Source organism: Actinomadura rubteroloni (assembly GCF_002911665.1).
In the GTDB taxonomy this organism is placed as follows: Bacteria; Actinomycetota; Actinomycetes; order Streptosporangiales; family Streptosporangiaceae; genus Spirillospora; species Spirillospora rubteroloni.
In genome coordinates this window covers 635,445-655,664 of the sequence record NZ_MTBP01000002.1, presented here as the reverse complement: position 1 = coordinate 655,664, position 20,220 = coordinate 635,445, and the positions used below count along the sequence as shown (strand labels likewise).

22 protein-coding genes are annotated in these 20,220 nt (G+C 73.6%); 14 read left to right on the top strand and 8 right to left on the bottom strand.

Going from position 1 to position 20,220, the window contains the following annotated elements; genetic code table 11:
• Positions 1-2 precede the first annotated feature (2 nt).
• From BTM25_RS14540 to BTM25_RS14515, 6 genes are all read left to right on the top strand, one after another.
• Positions 3-773 (top strand): YdcF family protein, encoded by a 771-nt coding sequence (locus BTM25_RS14540; protein ID WP_103563440.1) that lies wholly within the window; start codon positions 3-5, stop codon positions 771-773.
• A gap of 13 nt (positions 774-786) precedes the next feature.
• The gene (locus tag BTM25_RS14535; protein WP_103563439.1) at positions 787-2,133 is read left to right on the top strand and encodes a deoxyguanosinetriphosphate triphosphohydrolase; all 1,347 of its coding nucleotides are present in this window, start codon (positions 787-789) and stop codon (positions 2,131-2,133) included.
• 39 nt (positions 2,134-2,172) lie between these two features.
• Positions 2,173-3,345: an MFS transporter gene (locus BTM25_RS14530; protein WP_103563438.1), complete on the top strand. Its 1,173-nt coding sequence runs from the start codon at positions 2,173-2,175 to the stop codon at positions 3,343-3,345.
• Between the two features lie 73 nt (positions 3,346-3,418).
• A complete protein-coding gene (locus BTM25_RS14525) occupies positions 3,419-3,880 on the top strand; it encodes a GtrA family protein (protein ID WP_235828413.1) in 462 nt (153 codons plus the stop codon).
• Positions 3,877-4,740: an RNA polymerase sigma factor SigJ gene (gene sigJ, locus BTM25_RS14520; protein WP_235828412.1), complete on the top strand. Its 864-nt coding sequence runs from the start codon at positions 3,877-3,879 to the stop codon at positions 4,738-4,740. Before BTM25_RS14525 ends, sigJ begins: the two co-directional genes overlap by 4 nt.
• 64 nt (positions 4,741-4,804) lie before the next feature.
• Positions 4,805-5,254 (top strand): carboxymuconolactone decarboxylase family protein, encoded by a 450-nt coding sequence (locus BTM25_RS14515; RefSeq protein ID WP_103563436.1) that lies wholly within the window; start codon positions 4,805-4,807, stop codon positions 5,252-5,254.
• A 28-nt stretch (positions 5,255-5,282) separates the two neighbouring features.
• Here BTM25_RS14515 and BTM25_RS14510 read toward each other — a convergent pair whose 3' ends face one another.
• Positions 5,283-6,140 carry an LLM class F420-dependent oxidoreductase gene (locus BTM25_RS14510; protein ID WP_103563435.1) on the bottom strand — a complete coding sequence of 286 codons (858 nt, stop codon included), beginning with the start codon at positions 6,138-6,140 and terminating at the stop codon, positions 5,283-5,285.
• A 134-nt stretch (positions 6,141-6,274) separates the two neighbouring features.
• On the opposite strand from BTM25_RS14510, the gene BTM25_RS14505 reads away from it, so the two are divergent.
• Entirely contained in the window at positions 6,275-6,700 is a 426-nt protein-coding gene (locus tag BTM25_RS14505; protein ID WP_103563434.1) for a MerR family transcriptional regulator, read from the top strand.
• Here BTM25_RS14505 and BTM25_RS14500 read toward each other — a convergent pair.
• Genes BTM25_RS14500 through BTM25_RS14475 form a run of 6 tightly spaced genes read right to left on the bottom strand, consistent with a single transcriptional unit; the run spans position 6,616 to position 11,100 of the window.
• Positions 6,616-7,416, bottom strand: a complete 801-nt coding sequence (locus BTM25_RS14500) for an urease accessory protein UreD (protein ID WP_103563433.1) — start codon at positions 7,414-7,416, stop codon at positions 6,616-6,618. The two genes, BTM25_RS14505 and BTM25_RS14500, sit on opposite strands and share 85 nt — an antisense overlap.
• Complete coding sequence (ureG, locus tag BTM25_RS14495) at positions 7,413-8,084, bottom strand: urease accessory protein UreG (RefSeq protein WP_103563432.1); 672 nt, start codon at positions 8,082-8,084, stop codon at positions 7,413-7,415. Before ureG ends, BTM25_RS14500 begins: the two co-directional genes overlap by 4 nt.
• Positions 8,085-8,095: 11 nt before the next feature.
• Entirely contained in the window at positions 8,096-8,767 is a 672-nt protein-coding gene (locus tag BTM25_RS14490) for an urease accessory protein UreF (protein ID WP_103563431.1), read from the bottom strand.
• Positions 8,767-10,488 carry an urease subunit alpha gene (locus tag BTM25_RS14485; protein ID WP_103563430.1) on the bottom strand — a complete coding sequence of 574 codons (1,722 nt, stop codon included), beginning with the start codon at positions 10,486-10,488 and terminating at the stop codon, positions 8,767-8,769. Before BTM25_RS14485 ends, BTM25_RS14490 begins: the two co-directional genes overlap by 1 nt.
• Positions 10,481-10,786, bottom strand: a complete 306-nt coding sequence (locus tag BTM25_RS14480; protein ID WP_103563429.1) for an urease subunit beta — start codon at positions 10,784-10,786, stop codon at positions 10,481-10,483. Before BTM25_RS14480 ends, BTM25_RS14485 begins: the two co-directional genes overlap by 8 nt.
• A gap of 11 nt (positions 10,787-10,797) precedes the next feature.
• The gene (locus BTM25_RS14475) at positions 10,798-11,100 is read right to left on the bottom strand and encodes an urease subunit gamma (protein WP_103563428.1); all 303 of its coding nucleotides are present in this window, start codon (positions 11,098-11,100) and stop codon (positions 10,798-10,800) included.
• Between the two features lie 152 nt (positions 11,101-11,252).
• On the opposite strand from BTM25_RS14475, the gene BTM25_RS14470 reads away from it, so the two are divergent.
• From BTM25_RS14470 to efeB, 6 genes are all read left to right on the top strand, one after another.
• Positions 11,253-11,942 carry an alpha/beta fold hydrolase gene (locus BTM25_RS14470; RefSeq protein WP_103563427.1) on the top strand — a complete coding sequence of 230 codons (690 nt, stop codon included), beginning with the start codon at positions 11,253-11,255 and terminating at the stop codon, positions 11,940-11,942.
• 53 nt (positions 11,943-11,995) lie between these two features.
• The gene (gene dnaG / locus BTM25_RS14465) at positions 11,996-13,870 is read left to right on the top strand and encodes a DNA primase (RefSeq protein ID WP_103564636.1); all 1,875 of its coding nucleotides are present in this window, start codon (positions 11,996-11,998) and stop codon (positions 13,868-13,870) included.
• A 71-nt stretch (positions 13,871-13,941) separates the two neighbouring features.
• On the top strand, positions 13,942-15,075 hold the full coding sequence (gene rpoD / locus BTM25_RS14460; protein WP_103563426.1) for an RNA polymerase sigma factor RpoD: 1,134 nt from the start codon (positions 13,942-13,944) through the stop codon (positions 15,073-15,075).
• 118 nt (positions 15,076-15,193) lie between these two features.
• Positions 15,194-15,664 (top strand): YbjQ family protein, encoded by a 471-nt coding sequence (locus tag BTM25_RS14455; protein ID WP_103563425.1) that lies wholly within the window; start codon positions 15,194-15,196, stop codon positions 15,662-15,664.
• A 112-nt stretch (positions 15,665-15,776) separates the two neighbouring features.
• Entirely contained in the window at positions 15,777-16,910 is a 1,134-nt protein-coding gene (gene efeO, locus BTM25_RS14450) for an iron uptake system protein EfeO (protein ID WP_103563424.1), read from the top strand.
• Positions 16,907-18,196 (top strand): iron uptake transporter deferrochelatase/peroxidase subunit, encoded by a 1,290-nt coding sequence (gene efeB, locus BTM25_RS14445; protein WP_103563423.1) that lies wholly within the window; start codon positions 16,907-16,909, stop codon positions 18,194-18,196. Before efeO ends, efeB begins: the two co-directional genes overlap by 4 nt.
• Before the next feature lie 12 nt (positions 18,197-18,208).
• Here the strand turns inward: efeB and BTM25_RS14440 are convergent, their stop codons facing one another.
• Complete coding sequence (locus BTM25_RS14440; RefSeq protein ID WP_235828411.1) at positions 18,209-19,444, bottom strand: molecular chaperone DnaJ; 1,236 nt, start codon at positions 19,442-19,444, stop codon at positions 18,209-18,211.
• A gap of 183 nt (positions 19,445-19,627) precedes the next feature.
• On the opposite strand from BTM25_RS14440, the gene BTM25_RS14435 reads away from it, so the two are divergent.
• Entirely contained in the window at positions 19,628-20,203 is a 576-nt protein-coding gene (locus BTM25_RS14435) for a TerD family protein (RefSeq protein ID WP_103563422.1), read from the top strand.
• Positions 20,204-20,220: the final 17 nt, after the last annotated feature.

Genomic DNA, 20,220 nt, shown 5'->3' with positions numbered 1-20,220 from the left:
CGATGACGATGGAGATCGAGACACCGGACCCGGACCGGTGGGACGACGAATCCGGGCCCCCCGACAGCGGACGCAAGAAGAAGCGGCGGCGGCCCCGGTCGCGCGTGTTCGGCATCAGCATGATCATCATAGCGGCGGTGCTCGCGACGGTCGTGCTGACGCCGCTCGCGGTGTGCTGGCGCGTCTGGTACCAGGCCCGGCAGGACGAGCGGCCCCGCTCGGACACGATCATCGTGCTCGGGGCCGCGCAGTACAACGGCGTCCCGTCGCCGACGCTGAAGTGGCGGCTCCAGCACGCGCTGGACCTGTGGCGGCTCGGCGTCGCGCCGCGCATCGTCACGGTCGGCGGGAAGGCGCCCGGCGACAACTACACCGAGGCCGAGTCGGGACGGCGCTGGCTCGTCGAGAAGGGGCACGTCCCGGCCGACCGGGTGGTGGCGGTGCCGTCCGGGCGCGACACGCTCCAGAGCTTCCAGGCGCTCGGACGCGTCTACAAGCAGCGGCACTGGTCGTCCGGCGTGATCGTCACCGACCCGTGGCACGGGCTGCGCTCCAAGAAGATGGCCGAGGACAACGGGATCACGGCGGCGTCGTCGCCGACGCGCAGCGGGCCGAGCGTCCAGACGCGCGACACCCAGTACCGCTACATCGTCCGCGAGACCGGGGCCTACCTGTCGTACGTCCTGCTCGGCAAGAGCGTCCGCGTGCCGGGCGAGACGACCGGGAACGCCCCGATCACCGACCCCGCGGAGCAGTCGCCCCGGCCCCGCTAGGCTGGGCAGGACCATGAACGACTACTCCGACCGCGACCGGCGGCGTTGGGCGCCCGAACCGCCGAAGCGGCGGGGCCGGGGCGCGTTCGAGCGGGACCGGGCGCGGGTGCTGCACAGCGCCGCGCTGCGCCGGCTCGCCGCCAAGACGCAGGTCGCCTCGCCCGGCGCCGAGCCCGAGAACAACGTCCAGAGCCTGCGGACGCGGCTCACGCACTCGCTGGAGTGCGCCCAGATCGGACGGGAGCTGGGCCGCGCGTTCGGCTGCGATCCCGACGTCGTGGAGACGGCCTGCCTGTCGCACGACATCGGGCATCCCCCGTTCGGCCACAACGGCGAGGCGGCGCTGGACGAGGTCGCGCGCGGCTGCGGCGGGTTCGAGGGCAACGCGCAGAGCCTGCGGGTGCTGACGCGGCTGGAGCCGAAGTCGTTCGCGCCGGACGGCCCGCCCCTGCACGGCCGCAGCGTGGGCCTCAACCTGACGCGCGCGTCGCTGGACGCGGCGATGAAGTACCCGTGGTCCCAGGCGAACGCCGTAAATGGGAAATTTGGCGTCTACCAGGACGACATGGACTACGCCGGGTGGATCCGCGAGGGCGCGCCCGACGACCGCACGTGCTTCGAGGCGCAGGTCATGGACTGGAGCGACGACGTCGCCTACTCCGTCCACGACCTGGAGGACGCGTTCGTCGCCGGGCACATCGACGTCGCGCTGCTGGCCGACCCCGCCGAGCGCCGGGCCGTCGCGGCGACGGCGGTCGAGCTGTACTGCACGGAACGGTCCGGCGAGGGGCCGCATCCGGTGCCGCGCGCCCGGCGTCCCGAGCGGGCCGCGTCGCCGCTCGTCGCCGAGCCCGCCGAGCTGGAGGAGCGGTTCACGGCGCTGCTCGCCGAGTCGTACTGGCCGGAGCGCTACGACGGCACGGCCCGCTCGCTCGCCGCGCTGAAGAACCTGACCAGCTCGCTGATCGGCCGGTTCTGCCTGGCCGCCGAGAAGGCGACCCGGCACGAGTTCGGCGACCGGCGGCTGACGCGGTACGGGGCGGAGCTGATCGTCCCGCGCGCGCAGCGGCTGGAGTGCGCGGTGCTCAAGGGGATCACGGCGCACTACGTCTGGATCAGCCACGAGCGGGAGCGGGCGCGCCAGCGGGAACTGGTGCTGGAGCTGGCCGACCTGATGCTCGCGGGCGCCCCGGCGACGCTGGACCCGGCCTTCCGGGAGGCGTTCACGGGCGCGGCGGACGACGCGGCGCGGCTGCGGGCCGTCATCGACCAGATCGCGTCGCTGACCGACACCTCGGCCATCGCCCGGCACGCCGCGCTGACGGCCGGACGGAACGCGACGATCATCGCGGCGACCTGAGTCGTTCGCCGTTTCCCGGGGCGGGTACCGTCGGTCACGATGGTGGCCCGGGCGATCTCCAAGGCGGTGCCGCGCCGGGCGCGCGGCGCCGTGACCTCGGCGTTCGCCGTCCACGGGCTGATCTCGGCGGCGTGGCTGCCGCGCATCCCGCAGATCAAGGAGCACCTCGGGCTGGGCGCCGGGGTGTTCGGCGTGGCGCTGCTCGGCGCGCCGCTCGGGGTGGCGTGCGCCGTCCGGGCGGCGGGCTGGTGCGTGGCGCGGTGGGGGAGCCGGGCGGTGGTGCTCGGGGCCGGGTCGGTCGCGTCGGTCGCCCCGTTCCTGGTCGCGCTGAGCGGGAACCTCGGGTGGCTGCTGGCCGCGCTGCTGCTGTTCGGCGCGTCGCTCGGGTTGATGGACGTGGCGATGAACGCGCAGGGTGTCGCGGTCGAGCGGGCGTACCGGCGGCCGATCATGTCGGGGCTGCACGGGTCCTACAGCGTCGGGGCGCTGGCGTCGGCGCTCGCGGGGTCGGCCGCCGCGCAGGCGCGGGTGCCCGTGCCCGTGCATCTGGCGGTGGCGTCGGCGGTCGTTCTCTGTCTGCTCTGGACGTTCTGCCGTCCGCTTTTGGACCGTTCCGCCGAGGTGCCCTCGGTGGCGTCCGGCCCGCCGCGTTCGGTGCGGGCGCACCGGGCGGCGCTGTTCATGCTCGGTGTCATCGCGCTCTGCTCGTTCGTGGGGGAGGGCGCGATGGGCGACTGGAGCGCCGTCTACCTGCGCGAGACGCTCGGGACGGGCCCCGGGGCGGCCGGCCTCGGTTACGCCGGGTGCGCGGTCGCGATGACGGCGGGCCGCGTCGCGGGCGACCGGGTGGTGGCGCGCTTCGGCGCGGTCGCGGTGCTGCGCGCCGGCTCGCTGGTCGCGGCCTGCGGCCTCGGCGCGGGCCTGCTGGCGCGGGATCCGGTGGCGGCGGTCGCCGGGTTCACCCTGTTCGGGCTGGGCGTCGCGGTGGTCGCCCCGGTGACGTTCAGCGCGGCGGGCAACCTGCCGGGCGTGCCCGCCGCGGCCGGGATCTCGCGGGTGACGGCGCTCGGTTATCTCGGGCTGCTGGGCGGCCCGCCGGTGATCGGGTTCGTCGCCGAGGGGGTCGGGCTGGGGTGGGCGCTGGGCGTCCCGGTGGTGCTGGCGGGGACGATCGCGGTGCTCGCCGGAGCCGTGTCGTCCGCCGGCCGGTGACCTTCCGTACTGATCGTTTTTTCCCCGGGGTAACCGCTCGTGCACATGTGGCGCTCGGGTAAGGTCTGGGCGAGTGAGCACTCTGCAGCGTTCGAGACCGGTCAAAACGGTCAAAACGCTGTCCGATTACCGGACATTCGCCCGCGAACTCCTGACGTTCGGTTTCGTCGGGTTCCTGGGCACGGTGATCACCATCGGGGGCGCGAACCTGCTGCGCCACGTGCTCGGCGGCGGGCCGCTGACGAGCGTGATCGTCCCGACCGTCGCCTCGACGATCACGTCGTACGTGCTCAACCGGCACTGGACCTTCCGCCACCGTGACAGTGACGGGACCGGACGCGAGTTCGCCCTCTTCTTCGGCCTCAACGGCGTCGGCATGGTCATCCAGGTGCTCTGCACCGGCTTCACCTACTACGTCCTGAACCTGCACGGCAGCGTCTCGTACAACGCGGCGCTCGTCGCCGGGATGGCGCTCGGCTCCTGGTTCCGCTACTGGTCCTACCGGAAATGGATCTTCACTCCGGCCGTCGTGTGACGGACCCGCGGCTGGAACGGGACTGGCCCGCGCACCGTCCGGCCGTGTTCGGCGCCGCGTACCGCATCACGGGCAGCGTCGCGGACGCCGAGGACGTCGTCCAGGACACCTGGCTGCGCGCCGCGTCCCGCGACCTCGGCGACGTCCGCGACCTGCGGGCCTGGCTCGTCACCGTCGCCGCGCGCCGCGCCCTGGACGTGCTGACGTCCGCCCGCGCCCGCCGGGTGGACTACGTCGGGCCGTGGCTGCCCGAACCCCTGCTGACCGGGCCGGACGCCGCCGAACCCGTCCTGCTGGACGAGACGGTCGGCACCGCGATGCTCGTCGTCCTGGAGGAGCTGACGCCGGCCGAGCGGGTCGCGTTCGTGCTGCACGAGGCGTTCGCGATTGATCACGCGCGGATCGGCGCGGTGCTCGGACGGTCCGCCGCCGCGTGCCGGCAGCTCGCCGCGAGCGCCCGGCGCAAGGTCGGCGCGCGGCACCGTCCGGCCGCGCCCGCCGCCGAGCGCGACCGGGTGCTGGCGCGGTTCCGCGCGGCGTACGAGAACCGCGACGAGGCCGCGATGCTCGCGCTGCTGGACCCGGACGCGACCCTGACCACCGACGGCGGCGCCGCCGAGGGCCTGTTCGCCGCCCGCAAGGTCATTTCCGGGACGGAGCGCGTCGCGCGGGTGCTCGTGCGGGTGGCGCGGCGCAACACGCTGCTGCTGCGCCCGGCGGAGATCAACGGCGAGCCCGGGTTCGTCATCGTCCGGGACGGGCGCGTGGTCGGCGTCGACACGGTCACCGTCGCGGACGGGCGGATCGTCGCCTACCGGCGCGTCCTCAACCCCGCGAAGCTCCGGCACCTTTTTCGCTGAGGGACCTCACGTTCGGGCGGGCCGTGTCGTCTCCATGGTGAGACCCCCTTGAAGGAGGAGAACGATGGGACGACGGCTCGATTTCGGACACGCGGCGGGCGACGTGTACCGGGCGTTCATCCAGGCCGACCGGGCGCTGCTCGACGGACCGCTCGACAACCGGCTCTACCACCTGGCCAAACTCCGCGCGTCGCAGATCAACCAGTGCGTGTTCTGCGTGGACATGCACGTCCGCGAACTGAAGGAGGCGGGCGAGAGCGACGACCGGCTGTTCCAGCTCGTTGTCTGGCGCGAGTCCGAACTGTTCGACGCGCGGGAACGCGCGGTGCTCGCCTACACCGAGGCCGCGACCCGCCTCGGCGACGACGGCGTCCCGGACGACGTCTGGGACGAGGCCGCCCGGCACCTGGACGAGAAGGAGCTCGGCGCGCTGGTGGGGGCGGTGGCCCTGATCAACGCGTTCAACCGGATCGGGGTACCCACCCGGAACCGTCCGCCGGCCCGCACGTCCTGACGCTCCCGGTGCCGGGCGGGCCGGTGGTTCAGCGGCCGGCGGGGACGATGTCCTCGACCTGGGCGTGCGCTTCGGCGAGGACGGGTGCGAGGTCCTGGCCGGTGCCCTGGGAGAAGATCACGTGGTCGACGCCGGCCTCGGCGAGGCGCCCGATCGTGTCCACGGCGTTCTGCACCGAGCCGTCGGTGACCGTGAGGGACGTCTTCTCGATGTCGGCGTAGTCGCGTCCTTCGGCGTCGCAGTGGGCGCGCAGGACGTCGAGCTTGCGGGGCAGTTCCTCGGAGTCGAAGAGGTTGCAGGCGTCGGCGTACTTGGCGACGAAGCGCAGCGTCTTCTTCTCGCCCGCGCCGCCGATGAGGACCGGCGGGTGCGGGCGCGACACCGCCGCCGGGACGTTCAGCGGCCGGTCCGCCCGGTAGTGCTCGCCCGCGAACGGCTTCTCGTCGCCCTTCCACATCTGGTGGGCGAGCCGCAACGCCTCTTCGAGCTGCTCGAACCGCCGGGCGACGGGCGGGAACTCGAACCCGTAGCCGCGCGACTCCTCGTCGTTCCACGCGGCGCCGATGCCGAGGTAGGCGCGTCCGCCGGACAGGACGTCGAGCGTCGTGACGGTCTTCACCAGCAGCGCGGGGTTCCGGTAGATGACGCCGGTGACCATCGTGCCGAGCTTGATCCGCTCGGTCGCGGCGGCGGCGTAGCCGAGCGTGGTGTAGGCCTCCAGCATCGGCTCGTCGGGCGCGCCGACCTGGTGGATCTGGAAGAAGTGGTCCATGACCCAGAGCGACTCCAGCCCGCCCTGGTCGGCGTCGCGGGCGACGCGGGCGAACTCGGGGCCGATGCGGTCGCCGAAGGAGGTGAAGCTGGGCACTTGCAGACCGACGCGCATGCGCGTTCCTCTCTGAACGGCCGACGTGAGGTGACGGGCTCCACTCTGCGACCTGGAGTGCGCTCCAGGTCAAGCCCGTCGCCGGGGGACGTTCCCGCTTGACCTGGAGCGCACTCCAGCACAAGGGTGGGCACGTGACGTCCTACACCCCCGGTGAGACCGCGCAGAAGAGCGGCTTCTCCCTCGACACGCTGCGCTACTACGAGAAGATCGGCCTGCTGTCGGACATCGCGCGGGACGCGGCGGGCCGCCGCGTGTTCACCGACCACGACCTCACCTGGCTGCACATGATCCGCTGCCTGCGGGAGACGGGCATGCCGCTCGCCGAGATGGTCCGGTACGCCGAGCTGACGCGCGGCGGCGAGGGGACGGTCGCCGCGCGGCTGGAGCTGCTGCGCGACCACGACCGGCGGGTCGAGGCGGAGATCGCCAAGCTGCGCGACCAGCAGCGGCAGATCCAGTGGAAGATCACGCTCTACAGCGGGACGCTGGAGGACGTCTGCTCGGTCGGGCGCACGGCGGTGCCCGCCGAGGCGGCGGGCGCGTCGGCCGGGGTCTGAGCGCGGGCGATCGCCTCGCCCGCGCGGAGCCTGCGGCGCAGGACGGCCGAGTCCGGCGCCGTCGCGGTGACCAGGACGCCCGGCCCTGCCAGCGGCAGCACCGCGAGGCCGTCCTCGGCGTGCGGCTCGCGGCACAGGCCGCCATCCACGAGCAGGACGCTGCCGACCGTCCGGGCGCCGTCCAGCACGGCCGCCGACCCGTACACGGCCGGGTCGTCCAGGACGAGTTCGTGCCGCAGCAGCGGACGCCCGTCGCAGGTCACGTCGAACCGGCTCACATGCCGTCCGGGCGCCTCGCCGTGCCGTCCGAGGACCAGTTCCTCGCGCCAGCGCAGCGCGGCGCCCGCCGCCAGCTCGACCACGGCCGCCGCGCGGTGGCGGCAGCCCCGCGCCGCGACGGTCGGCTCGGGCGCGTAGTCGAGCCGTCCGCCCGCGCCGACCGACGCGCGGACCGTCATGCGCGACTCCCCGGCGCCGGGCAGCGCCAGCGTCGTCGCCGCCGACCGGATCGCGAGCGCGGCGCCCGGCCCGACGGCCAGCTCCAGTTCCAGGTCGTCCCCGCCGAGCGGGCTCGCCGCCGCGCCGACCAGGTACACGGCGTCGGCCGTGGCGCGGACGGCGAGCGGCCCGTCCGAGCGCAGCCGCGTCAGCCGGGTGCGGCCGGACGCGTCGGCCTCGGCGGTCACGGCGGCGCGCGGCGCGTAACCCCGCGTCACGAGGCCGCCGCGTGCGCCGCGCCGACGGCCGCGCGGACCCAGCGCGCGATCTCGGTCGCGGCCGGGTCCGTCCGCAGCGAGTTGAGGACGACCGGACGCCCGTCGCGCACCCGCGCCGCGTCCGAGGCCATGAGGTCCAGGTCGCTGCCGACGAACGGCGCCAGATCGGTCTTGTTGATGACCAGCAGGTCGGCGGCGGCGACGCCGAGCCCGCCCTTGCGCGGGACGTCGTCGCCGCCCGCCACGTCCAGCACGAAGATCTGCCGGTCCGCCAGGCCCCGGCTGAACAGCGCGGTCAGGTTGTCGCCGCCGCTCTCGATGATCACCAGTTCCAGGCCGGGGTGCCGCGCCTCCAGCGCGTCCACCGCGTCCAGATTGGCGGAGATGTCGTCGCGGATCGCGGTGTGCGGGCACGCGCCCGTCCGGACGGCCGTGATCCGGTCGTCGGACAGCACGGCCTCGCGCCGCAGGAAGTCGGCGTCCTCGGTCGTGTAGATGTCGTTGGTGACGACGGCGAGGTCCAGCTCGTCGCGCAGCGCCCGGCACAGCGCGGCGGTCAGCGCGGTCTTGCCGCTGCCGACCGGCCCGCCGATGCCGAGCCGCAAGGCACGCCCGTGCGTCGGCGCCGCGTCGTGGACGTCGTGTCCGTGTCCGAAATGGCCGCCCATAACGTCCTCCTTCAGGATTCGAAAAGCCGCAGATTCGCGCGCGCGTGCCGTTCGGCGTCCAGGTCGAGCACCGGAGCGGACGCGGCGGGCAGCTCCGCCCACGGCCGCCCGGCGTATCCGGCGGCCTCGGCCGCCACGGCGTCCATCACGTCCGCGAGCCCGGCCAGCGCCGCGTGGACGGCGAGCGGATCGAGGCCGAGCAGCCGGACCGCCGCCGACGCCCCGCCGCTCACCGCGCCGAACACCGCGACCGACGCCGTTTCGCGCGGCCCGCCGCCCGCCACCGCCGTCGCGGCGCCGAGCACGACCGGATGGTGCGGCCCGACCGGGACCAGCGCGTCCAGCACCGGCGACGGCCACGCCGTCCGCACCGCCCGCAGCAGCGACCGCCCCTGCGCCCGCGCCGCGCGCCGCTGCGCCGGGGACGGCGTCCGCGCGTCCGCCTCGCCGTCCAGCACCGCCCACCCGCCACCTGCGTCCGCGCCGGCGGCGTGGGTGTTCGCGGCGACGGCCAGGGCGGCGGTGACCAGGCCGGACGTCGCCAGGCGTCCGCGCAGGAACGCGACGAGCCCGGGAACGTCGGTGATCGCGCCCGCCGTGACGGCCGGCTCCACGCCGCCGGAGTGGGCGTGGCCGCCGGCCGGGAGGCGGGCGTCGGCGAGCAGCAGGAGGGCGGCGTCCATCAGAAGAGGAAGTACCGCTGGGCCATCGGCAGCTCGGCGGCGGGCGCGGGTTCGATCTCCTCGCCGTCGATCGTGACGGTGAACGTGTCGGCGTCCACGCGGATGTCGGGCAGCGCGTCGTTCAGCGGCAGATCGGTCTTCCCCAGCCGCCGCGTGTCCTTGACGGGCACGAACGCGCGCCGCACCGCGGGCAGCCGCTCGGCGAGGCCGTCGTCGAGCGCGGCGGGCGACACGAAGTGCAGGGACGTCGCGGCGGCGGCCGAGGGGGCGGCGCCGAACATCGGACGCGGCAGCAGCGGCTGCGGCGTCGGGATCGAGGCGTTCGCGTCGCCCATCGCCGCCCAGGCGATCATGCCGCCCTTCAGGACGACGTGCGGCCGGACGCCGAAGAACGCCGGGTCCCACAGCACGAGGTCGGCCAGCTTGCCGGGCTCCACCGACCCGATCTCGCCGTCCAGGCCGTGCGCGATCGCCGGGTTGATCGTGTACTTGGCGACGTAGCGGCGGGCGCGCAGGTTGTCGGCCGGGCCGTCGCCGGGCAGCGACCCGCGCCGCCGCTTCATCGCGTGCGCGGTCTGCCAGGTCCGCAGGACGGTCTCGCCGATCCGTCCCATCGCCTGCGAGTCCGAGCCGATGATCGAGATCGCGCCGAGGTCGTGCAGGACGTCCTCGGCCGCCATCGTCGTCGGCCGGATCCGGGACTCGGCGAACGCCAGGTCCTCGGGCACCGACGGGTTCAGGTGGTGGCACACCATGAGCATGTCGAGGTGCTCGTCCAGCGTGTTGACGGTGTGCGGGCGCGTCGGGTTCGTCGAGGACGGCAGCACGTTCGGATGCGACGCGACCGTGATGATGTCCGGCGCGTGCCCGCCCCCGGCGCCCTCGGTGTGGTAGGCGTGGATGGACCGTCCGGCGATCGCACCGAGCGTCGACTCCACGTATCCGGCCTCGTTCAACGTGTCGGAGTGCAACGCGACCTGCACGCCGGACGCGTCCGCGACGCGCAGGCACGCGTCGATCGCGGCGGGCGTCGATCCCCAGTCCTCATGCAGCTTGAACCCGGACGCGCCCGCGCGGAGCTGCTCCCACAGCGCGTCCGCCGACACCGTGTTGCCCTTGCCGAGCAGCGCGACGTTGACGGGCCAGCCGTCCAGCGCCTCCAGCATTCGGTGCAGGTACCAGACGCCCGTGACCGTCGTGGCCTTCGTGCCCTCGGCCGGCCCCGTGCCGCCGCCGATCAGCGTCGTCACGCCCGCGCCGAGCGCCTCGGGCAGGAGCTGCGGGGCGATGAGGTGGACGTGCGAGTCCACCGCGCCCGCCGTGAGGATCCTCCCGTTTCCCGCGAGGACCTCGGTGGTCGGGCCGATGACGAGATCGGGGTGGACGCCGTCCATCGTGTCGGGGTTGCCGGCCTTGCCGAGCGCGACGATCCGTCCGTCGCGGATCCCGACGTCGGCCTTGATGATCCCCCAGTGGTCGAGGACGACCGCGCCCGTGATGACCAGGTCCAGCGCGCCCTCGGCGCGGGTGGCCGTGGCCTGGCCCATCGACTCGCGGATGACCTTGCCGCCGCCGAACACCGCCTCGTCGCCCGCGCCCGCAGGTCCCCGGCTGCGGTCCTCGGTGACCTCGACGAACAGGTCGGTGTCGGCGAGCCGGATCCGGTCCCCGGCCGTCGGGCCGTACAGCTCGGCGTAGCGGGCGCGCGTCAGCTCAGCCATCCAGGCCACCGCCCGCGCGCAGGCCCGGGACGACGCGGCGCCCGCCGAGCGGGACGAGCGCGACCTCGGCCGTCATGCCCGGCTCGAACCGCACGGCCGTGCCCGCCGGGACGTCCAGCCGGGTGCCGCGCGCCGCGTCCCGGTCGAACTCCAGCGCCGGGTTCGCGGCGGCGAAGTGGTAGTGCGAGCCGACCTGGACGGGCCGGTCGCCGGTGTTGGTCACGGTGAGCGTCACCCGGGGGCGTCCGGGGTTCAGCTCGACGGGCGCGTCGCCCGTCACGATCTCTCCTGGAACCACGCCGGCGCTCCTCACGGGATCGGACGGTGGACGGTGACGAGCTTGGTGCCGTCGGGGAACGTCGCCTCGACCTGGACGGAGTCGAGCATCTCCGGGATGCCCTCCATCACGTCGTCGCGGGTGAGGACCGTCCGGCCGGACTCCATCAGCTCGGCCACCGAACGTCCGTCGCGGGCGCCCTCCAGCAGGTGGACGGCGATGATCGCGGTGGCCTCGGGGTGGTTCAGCGGCAGCCCGCGCGCCTGACGCTCCCGGGCCACGCGCGCGGCCACATGGATCAGCAGGCGCTCCTGCTCGTGGGGTGAGATCAGCACCCGCCCGACGCTAGTGTGCGCTGACCTGCGGCGGAATGGCGCGATCGCCTATTTAACAGGCTTTTCACATCGGAAACACGACCGTCATTCGGGTGCCCGGCGATGAATTTCGGCCCGCCGGAAGGTCGTGAGAGGCAGGGTAAGGAGTGAAGATGACGACCTACGTACTGATCCACGGCGCCGGAACCGATTCCTGGTACTGGAACCGGGTCGCGCCGCTGCTGCGGGAGCGCGGCCACGACGTGGTGGCGCCGGACCTGCCGTGCGACGACGAGACGGCGGGCCTCGCCGCGTACACCGACGCGGTCGTGGACGCCGTCGGCGACCGCACCGGCCTGGTCCTGGTCGCGCAGTCGATGGCGGGCTTCACGGCGCCGCTCGTCTGCGAGCGCGTCCCGGTGGACCTGATGGTGCTGGTCGCGGCGATGGTGCCCGCGCCGGGGGAGACGGCGGGGGAGTGGTGGGACAACACCGGCCAGCCCGCCGCGCGGCGCGAGTCGGACGAACGCGCCGGCCGCGACCCGGACGCCCCGTTCGACGTCGAGACCGGCTTCCTGCACGACCTCCCGCCCGAGGTGCGCGCCGAGGCGCTGGCGCGGCCCGAGCGCGGCCAGGCCGGACGGCCGTTCCGCGACCCGTGGCCGCTGGAGCGCTGGCCGGACGTCCCGACGCGGTTCCTGCTCTGCCGCGACGACCGGCTGTTCCCGGCCGCGTTCCAGCGCCGCGTCGTCGGTGAGCGGCTCGGGATCGTCCCGGACGAGATGGACGGCGGCCACCTCCCCGCCCTGGCCCGGCCCGCCGAGCTCACGGAACGGCTGGAGGCGTACCGGACGAGTCTCTGAAATCACGAGCGGACGGGCGGGAGTGTCGGCGCGCGACATTAGACTCCGTGGTCGTGGCAGGCCGGATTCGCAATGAGGACATCGCGCTCGTTCGCGAGCGGTCGTCGATCGCCGACGTGATCGGGGAGCATCTGCAGCTTCGCAACGCGGGCGGCGGCAACCTCAAGGGGCTGTGCCCGTTCCATGACGAGAAGTCCCCGTCGTTCAACGTGACGCCGGGACGCGGCCTGTACTACTGCTTCGGCTGCGGCGCGGGCGGCGACGTCATCAAGTTCGTCCAGGAAATGGAGCACCTGTCGTTCGGGGAGTCCGTCGAACGGCTCGCGGGCAAGGCGGGCATCCGCCTCCGCTACGAGGAGGGCGGCTACACCCAGCGGCAGGACGGCGGGCAGCGCGCACGGCTCATCGAGGCGCACCGCGTCGCGGCCGAGTTCTACGCCGAGCGGCTCACGTCGCCCGAGGGCGAGATCGGCCGCCGGTTCCTGTCCGAGCGCGGCTTCGAGGCCGCCGACGCGGCGCGGTTCGGGGTCGGGTTCGCGCCCCGCGAGTGGGAGGCCCTGGTCCGCCACCTGCGCGGACACGGCTTCACCGACCGCGAGATGATCGGCGGCGGGCTGGTCCGCGAGGGCCGGCGCGGGCCGATGGACCGGTTCCGGGGACGGCTCATCTGGCCCGTCCGGGACCTGTCCGGCGACGTCATCGGGTTCGGCGCGCGCAAGCTGTTCGACGACGACGAGGGCCCGAAGTACCTCAACACCCCCGAGTCGCCGCTGTTCCACAAGGGCTCGGTGCTGTACGGCGCCGACCTGGCCAAGAAGGAGATCGCGCGCCGTCGCCAGGCCGTCGTGGTCGAGGGCTACACCGACGTGATGGCGTGCCACCTCGCGGGCGTCACCACCGCCGTCGCGACCTGCGGGACGTCCTTCGGCGACGAGCACATCAAGATCCTGCGGCGCCTCCTCATGGACCAGGACGAGTTCCGCGGCGAGGTCGTCTTCACCTTCGACGGCGACTCGGCGGGCCAGAACGCCGCGCTGCGGGCCAGCAAGGACGAGCACAAGTTCGTCACGCAGACGTTCGTGGCCGTCCAGCCGGACGGCCTGGACCCGTGCGACCTGCGGATCCGGCACGGCGACGCGGCCGTCCGCGACCTGGTGGCGTCCCGGACGCCGCTGTTCGAGTTCGCCGTCCGCGCCCGCATCGAGCAGTACGACCTGGACACGGCCGAGGGGCGGCTCGCCGCGCTGGACGCCGCCGCGCCGATCGTCGCGGGCATCAAGGACCGGTCGCTGCGCCAGATGTACGCGGTCAGCCTGGACCGCTGGCTCGGGATCATGGACGAGCAGTTCGTGATGCGCCGCGTCCGGGAGCTGTCGGTGCGGGAGAACGCGCGGGCGGCGCGTGCGCCCGAGGCGGCCGCCGCGCCCCCGCCGCCGCGTCCCGAGTACGACCCGAACGATCCCGAGGTGCTGCGCGAGCGGGAGCTGCTGAAGCTGGCGCTCCAGCGCCCGGCGGTGCTCGGCCCGCTGTTCGACGGGCTCCCCGCCGACGCGTTCCTCGCCCCGCCGCACCAGGCGGTGCGCGCGGTGATCGCGACCGCGGGCGGCTCGGCCGCCGCCGCCGACCCCGCCGACTGGGGCGCCCGGCTCCGCGACATCGCGCCGAACGACCAGGTCAGAGGGCTGATCACGCAGCTCGCGGTGGAGCCCGTGCACAGCTCCCAGGATTCGGGTGACCGATATGCCACCGAGCTGCTGGCCCGAATTCAGGAACGCCAGCTCACCCGGCAGATCGCGGACGTCAAGGCTAAACTCGGGCGGCTGAATCCGGTCGAGCGTCCCGACGATTACAACCGCCTCTTCGGTGATCTTGTGGCGCTTGAGCAGCAGAGACGGGTGTTGCGCGAGCGCGGGCTTGGAAGCCAGTAAGGCAAGGGACTCCGAAATGGGTCCTGTGATCTGGCCCCTTCATCGCGCAGACTAGAGGTGTGGGCCTTTCGGTGCTGACTGGCGAAGCGCCATCTCTCGACCAGGTGGCGGATCTCGTCGCGCGCGGCAGGGAACAGGGCGGTATCACCGTCGAGGACGTCGCCGCCGCGATCGACCGCTCGGAACTGCCGGACGACTCGCTGGAGCGCGTCGTCCGCCTGCTCGCGGAACAGGGGGTGGACGTCCTCGAAGCCCCGCCGGACGTCGAGGACGCACCGCGCGCGAGCGACGGACGGGCGCCGACCAGCGACCTGGTCCGGATCTACCTGCGGGAGATCGGCCGCGTTCCGCTGCTGACGGCGGAAGAGGAAGTGGAACTGGCGAAGTCGATCGAGGCGGGGCTGTTCGCCGCGGACAAGCTGGCGCACATCGCCGTCGCGTCCCCCGGGGAACGGCTGGAACTCCAGCAGCTCGCCCGGGACGGCAACCGGGCGAAACAGCGGCTGACCGAGGCGAACCTGCGGCTCGTCGTCTCCATCGCGAAACGGTACGTGGGGCGGGGAATGCTGTTCCTCGACCTCATCCAGGAGGGGAATCTCGGGCTCATCCGCGCGGTCGAGAAATTCGACTACACAAAGGGTTTCAAATTCTCCACCTATGCCACCTGGTGGATCCGGCAGGCGATCACCCGCGCCATAGCCGACCAGGCGCGGACGATCCGTATTCCGGTGCACATGGTCGAGACGATCAACAAGCTCGTCCGGGTGCAGCGCGCCCTGCACCAGGAACTCGGCCGGGAGGCGACGCACGAGGAGATCGGCCGGGAGATGGGGCTGCCGCCCGCGCGGGTGGCGGAGATCCAGCGGATCTCGCAGGAGCCGGTGTCGCTCCAGTCGCCCATCGGCGAGGAGGACTCCGACCTCGGCGACTTCATCGAGGACTCCGACGCCGTCGTCCCGATCGAGGCCGCCGCGTTCATCCTGCTCCAGGACCAGCTCCGCGACATCCTCCAGACGCTGTCCGAGCGCGAGCAGCGGGTGATCCGGCTGCGGTTCGGGCTGGCCGACGGGCATCCGCGCACGCTGGAGGAGGTCGGCCGGGAGTTCGGGGTGACGCGCGAGCGGATCCGGCAGATCGAGTCCAAGACGCTCGCGAAGCTGCGCCACCCGTCCCGCGCGCAGCTTCTGCGCGAGTACCTGGAGTGACGGCCCGGCCCGTCCGGGCGCCGGACGGGCCGGGACCGTTCCCGCCGATACCTGGCCGACTGCGGCACGAACCCGTCCCAGCATGGCGATGCGCTCCGGGAGGGATTACCGTGGGCGCATGCTGATCGTCACGACCGACGGGCTCGCCGGCTACGTCATCCGCAACGTGCTCGGCGAGGCGCTGGGGACGTCCGTCCACGTCGATCACGGTCCGGGCGCCCCCACGCCGCCGCCCGGCTCCCCGAGCAGCGCGACGTTCCGCGTCGCGGGGGAGGGCCTCGGCGGGACGCGCCGCGCGGCGGTCGAGCGGCTGGCCGAGGACGCGCACCGCAAGGGCGCGAACGCGGTCGTCGGCATGTGCTTCGAGACGGTCCCGCTGTCGGGCGGCGGCCACGAGGTGTGCGCGTACGGGACGGCCGTGTGGGCGGAGCCGCAGCACGGCGCGCCGCCCGCGCAGCAGCAGCCGCCGCAGCACCAGCAGAACTACTCCCACCACAGCCAGAACGTGCAGTACACCGAGCCGCAGCCGGGCGGGCCGCCGATGGCCGCCCGCAACCTGACGATCGGGCTGCACGACCAGCCGCGCTGACGCGGGCGAAGTTCCCTCGGGTGGCGTAGCTCACGATGCCCACTTCTTGACGCGGTGAGGTTAGCCTTGGCTAAGTTGGCTCGGCTGTTCCCCACCCGTCCTGGAGTCCCCCATGCGCGTCGCCCCCTACCTCGCCGCCACCGGCGTGGCCGCCGTCTCGATGACCCTGCTCGCGGCCTGCGGAGACGGTGACGGGGGGAAGACCAGGGCGGGCGCCATCGCCGTCACCGCGACCGACAAGTCCTGCTCGGTCGCCAAGACCGACCTGACGGCGGGCAAGGTGACCTTCGAGATCACCAACAAGGGCTCGGAGGTCAACGAGTTCGAGGTGCTGCGCCCGGACGGCTCCATCCTCGCCGAGCGCGAGAACATCGGCCCCGGCACCAAGACCGACTTCGTCACCAAGCTGAACCCCGGCTCCTACACGCTGCTGTGCAGCGCGGGCCAGACCGGCAAGGGGCCGACGACGACCGTCACCGTCACCGGCAAGGCCGCCGGCGCCGGGGACCCGCGCCTCGCCACGGCCGCCGCCGAGTACAAGACCTACGTCCTCGCGCAGGTCAACGACAGCTACACCCGCACCGAGGCGTTCGTCGCGGCCGTCAAGGCGGGCGACGTCGCCAAGGCCAAGGAGCTGTACGCCCCGTCGCGGATCGGCTGGGAGTCGGTCGAGTCCGTCGCGGAGAAGTTCGGCGACCTCGACCCGCGCATGGACGCCCGCGAGGCCGACCTGAAGCCCGAGGAGCGCAAGAACTGGTCCGGCTGGCACCTGCTGGAGAAGGCGCTCTGGAAGGACGGCTCGGTCAAGGGCAAGGAGAAGTACGCCGACCAGCTCCTGAAGGACCTCGGCGAGGTCCGCACCCGGCTGAACACGCTCACGCTCGACCCGGTCAACGACATGGCGGCGGGCGCCAAGAGCCTCATGGACGAGGTCGCCACCGGAAAGGTCACCGGCGAGGAGGAGGCGTTCAGCCACACCGACCTCGTGGACTTCAAGGGCAACGTGGACGGCGCCAAGAAGGTCTACGACCTGCTCAGGCCGATCGTCCGGGAGCGCGACGCCGCGCTGGCCGCCGACCTCGACGGCGGGTTCAAGGACGTCTACGACCTCCTGGCCAAGCACGAGAAGAACGGTTCCTACGTCTCCTACGACACGGTCGGCGAGGCCGACCGCAAGGCGCTCTCCGACGCGGTGAACGCGCTCGGCGAGCCGCTGTCCAAGCTCGCGAAGGTGGTGGCGGGATGACCGGAGAGATCGAGAACGGCACCGAGAGCAACACCGAGGGCGACACCGGGACGGAACGCCGGCGCGAACGCATGTCGCGCCGGTCCATGCTGGGCCTGTCGGGCACCGGCCTCATCGCGGGCGCGGCGGCGGGCGTCGGCCTGGACCGCACCGCGTTCGCCAAGGAGGGACGGCCGGTCTCCACCGAGGCCGTCTCCTTCTACGGCGGGCACCAGGCGGGCATCGCGACGCCCGTCCAGGACCGGCTGCACTTCGCCGCGTTCGACGTCATGACCGGCGACCGGGCCAAGCTCGTCCGGCTGCTGAAGGAGTGGACCGAGGCCGCCGCCGCGATGACGGCGGGCCGCCCGGTCGGCGACGGCGCGGTCGGCGGCCTGTCGGTCGCCCCGCCCGACGACACCGGCGAGGCGCTGGGCCTGCCCGCGTCCCGGCTCACGCTGACGATCGGGTTCGGCCCCGGCCTGTTCGAGAAGGACGGCAAGGACCGCTTCGGCCTGCGCGCCAAGCGCCCCGCGCCGCTGGTCGACCTGCCGCACTTCCCCGGCGACAACCTCGACCCCGCGCGCAGCGGCGGCGACATCGCCGTGCAGGCGTGCGCGGACGACCCGCAGGTCGCCGTGCACGCCATCCGCAACCTCGCCCGCATCGGGTTCGGGACGGTCGCGATCCGCTGGTCGCAGCTCGGCTTCGGCAAGACGTCGTCCACGACGCCCGACGCGCAGACCCCGCGCAACCTGTTCGGCTTCAAGGACGGCACCGAGAACATCGCGGGCACCGACGCCGACCTGCTCGGCAAGCACGTGTGGGCCGGGCGCGGCGACGGCGCGCCGTGGATGGCGGGCGGCTCCTACCTCGTCGCGCGGCGCATCCGGATGCACATCGAGATCTGGGACCGCACGCCGCTCGGCGAGCAGGAGGACATCATCGGCCGCGACAAGGGCGAGGGCGCCCCGGCGGGCGCGGCCCGCGAGCACGACCCGGTCGTGCTGGAGCGGCTGAAGCGCGACTCGCACGTCCGGCTCGCCCACCCCGGCAGCAACGGCGGGGCGCGGATCCTGCGGCGCGGCTACTCGTTCACCGACGGCACCGACGGCCTCGGACGCCTGGAGGCGGGCCTGTTCTTCCTCGCCTACCAGCGCGACCCCCGGACGGGCTTCGTCCGGATCCAGCAGTCCCTGGCGTCCGACGCGATGAACGAGTACATCCAGCACGTCGGGTCCGGGATCTTCGCGTGCCCGCCCGGCGTCCGCAAGGGCGGCTACTGGGGCGAGACCCTCTTCGCCTGACGGGACGGACGCTCAGTGCTGCCCGGCGCGCTCGGAACGGATGCGGGAGACCACGTCGCCCGCCGCCGTCCGGACGGCCTCCAGCTCGGTGAGGTAGGCCCAGTAGTCGGGGTGGGCGCCGCGCAGGCCGTCCGGGGCGCGCTCCAGCCGCGCGACGAGACCGTCCAGCACCCGCGCGTGGTGCGGCGCGGCGCCGCCCGGCTGCGCCATCGCGAGGCGCTGCGCGTCCCGGACGGCGAACCGCGCGGTCTCGGCCGCGCCCTCGGGGTCGGCGGCGACGGCGGCCAGCTCGGCGACCCGTCCGGTGACCTGGCCGGCGCGGCGGTCGGCGGCGTTCAGCTCGGTGCGCGCGGCGGTCAGCGACCGCTGCGCGTCGCGCCAGCGCGCCGCCGCGACCTGCCCGGCGGCCTCGTCCAGCCGCTCGCGGGCGCGCGCGACGCCCGCCTCGATCGCCTCCGGCGCGCCCTTCAGGTCCCGCCAGCAGCCCTCGGCGTACTCGCGCAGCAGCGTCCGCATCGCGTCCCGGACGGGCCCGGACCGCCCCGCGACGACGTCGACCCGCGTCCGGACCGAGGCGAGGGCGTTGCGCGTCCGCTCGGCCTCCTTCGGCAGGTCCTCGGCGGCCTCCCGGACGGCGGCGGCGCGGCGGGCGACGTCCTCGGCGGCGGTGAGCGCGCCGTCCAGCCCGAGCCCGCCGAGGCCCGCCGAGCCGAGCCGCGCCAGATCCGCGCGGACGCCCTCCAACTCGGCCTCCGCGGCGGCGGCGTCCAGCCCGGCGGCACGCGCCGCGGCCACCGCGGCCTCGGCGGCGGCCGCGGCGTCGCGCGCGGCCGTCAGCCGGGGCGGGAGCCGGTCGAGGGCGGCCTCCAGCCGGGACAGCGCGGCGGCGATCGTCCCGCCGAACCGCTCCAGCCGCGCGTTCATCTCCGTCATGCGGTCGGTGACGGCCCGGAACGCCCGCTCCATGCCGTCCCACTCGGCGGGGGAGCGCGGCCGTCCGTCGAACGGATGCGCGTCCACCACGGCGATGTAGGCCGCCGACGCGGCCGTCGCGGCCTCGCCGAGCGCCGCGAACTCCCGCTCGGCGGGCGCGGCGGCGGCCCTGTCGAGGTCGGCGAACACCGTCAGCCGCCCGCGCAGGTACCGCTCGGCCTGGTCCATGTCGTAGAAGGCGGCCGCCGCCGCCTCCTTCGCCGTGTTCGCCGCCGTCTCGGCGGGCGACACCCGGTTCCGCCGGTCGCCCCGCACGCCGGTCTCCTCTCTGCCGCCTCCAGTCTCCCGCAGCCGGGCGGGAGCGGGCACCGGGAGGGCCGCCGACGGGCTCGACCGGGCCGCCGTTCGGCGCGGACGGGAACGGATACCATCGCTGCTACGTCGGTACAAGAGGGACGCCGCCCGGCGTACCGTACGTCACGTCATCATGGAGGCACAGTGGGTGTCAGTCTGACCAAGGGCGGAAACGTCTCGCTCACCAAGCAGGCGCCGGGCCTCGCGGCCGTCACGGTCGGCCTCGGGTGGGACCTCCGCACCACGACCGGCACCGACTTCGACCTCGACGCGTCGGCGCTCGTCCTGGACGCGTCCGGCAAGATCCTCACCGACCAGCACTTCGTCTTCTTCAACAACCTGCGCTCCCCGGACGGCGGCGTCGAGCACACCGGCGACAACACGACCGGCGCGGGCGAGGGCGACGACGAGCAGATCAACGTCAACTTCGGCGCGCTGCCCGACAACGCCGAGCGGGTCGCGTTCGCCGTGTCGATCTACGACGCCGACTCGCGCGGCCAGAACTTCGGGCAGGTCCGCAACGCGTTCATCCGCGTCGTGAACCGCACCGACCGCGCCGAGCTGGCCCGCTACGACCTCACCGAGGACGCGTCCACCGAGACCGCCATGGTGTTCGGCGAGCTGTACCGCAGCGGCGGGGACTGGAAGTTCCGGGCCGTGGGTCAGGGGTACGCCTCGGGTCTGGCCGGAATCGCCACCGACTTCGGCGTCAACCTCTGACCGGACCGAGCGACAGG

Coding starts and splice junctions, on each gene's coding strand:
- BTM25_RS14540 (WP_103563440.1), top strand. CDS start 3: ATGACGATGGAGATCGAGACACCGGACCCGGACCGGTGGGACGACGAA.
- BTM25_RS14535 (WP_103563439.1), top strand. CDS start 787: ATGAACGACTACTCCGACCGCGACCGGCGGCGTTGGGCGCCCGAACCG.
- BTM25_RS14530 (WP_103563438.1), top strand. CDS start 2,173: ATGGTGGCCCGGGCGATCTCCAAGGCGGTGCCGCGCCGGGCGCGCGGC.
- BTM25_RS14515 (WP_103563436.1), top strand. CDS start 4,805: ATGGGACGACGGCTCGATTTCGGACACGCGGCGGGCGACGTGTACCGG.
- BTM25_RS14510 (WP_103563435.1), bottom strand. CDS start 6,140: ATGCGCGTCGGTCTGCAAGTGCCCAGCTTCACCTCCTTCGGCGACCGC.
- ureG (WP_103563432.1), bottom strand. CDS start 8,084: ATGGGCGGCCATTTCGGACACGGACACGACGTCCACGACGCGGCGCCG.
- BTM25_RS14490 (WP_103563431.1), bottom strand. CDS start 8,767: ATGGACGCCGCCCTCCTGCTGCTCGCCGACGCCCGCCTCCCGGCCGGC.
- BTM25_RS14485 (WP_103563430.1), bottom strand. CDS start 10,488: ATGGCTGAGCTGACGCGCGCCCGCTACGCCGAGCTGTACGGCCCGACG.
- BTM25_RS14470 (WP_103563427.1), top strand. CDS start 11,253: ATGACGACCTACGTACTGATCCACGGCGCCGGAACCGATTCCTGGTAC.
- BTM25_RS14455 (WP_103563425.1), top strand. CDS start 15,194: ATGCTGATCGTCACGACCGACGGGCTCGCCGGCTACGTCATCCGCAAC.
- efeO (WP_103563424.1), top strand. CDS start 15,777: ATGCGCGTCGCCCCCTACCTCGCCGCCACCGGCGTGGCCGCCGTCTCG.
- efeB (WP_103563423.1), top strand. CDS start 16,907: ATGACCGGAGAGATCGAGAACGGCACCGAGAGCAACACCGAGGGCGAC.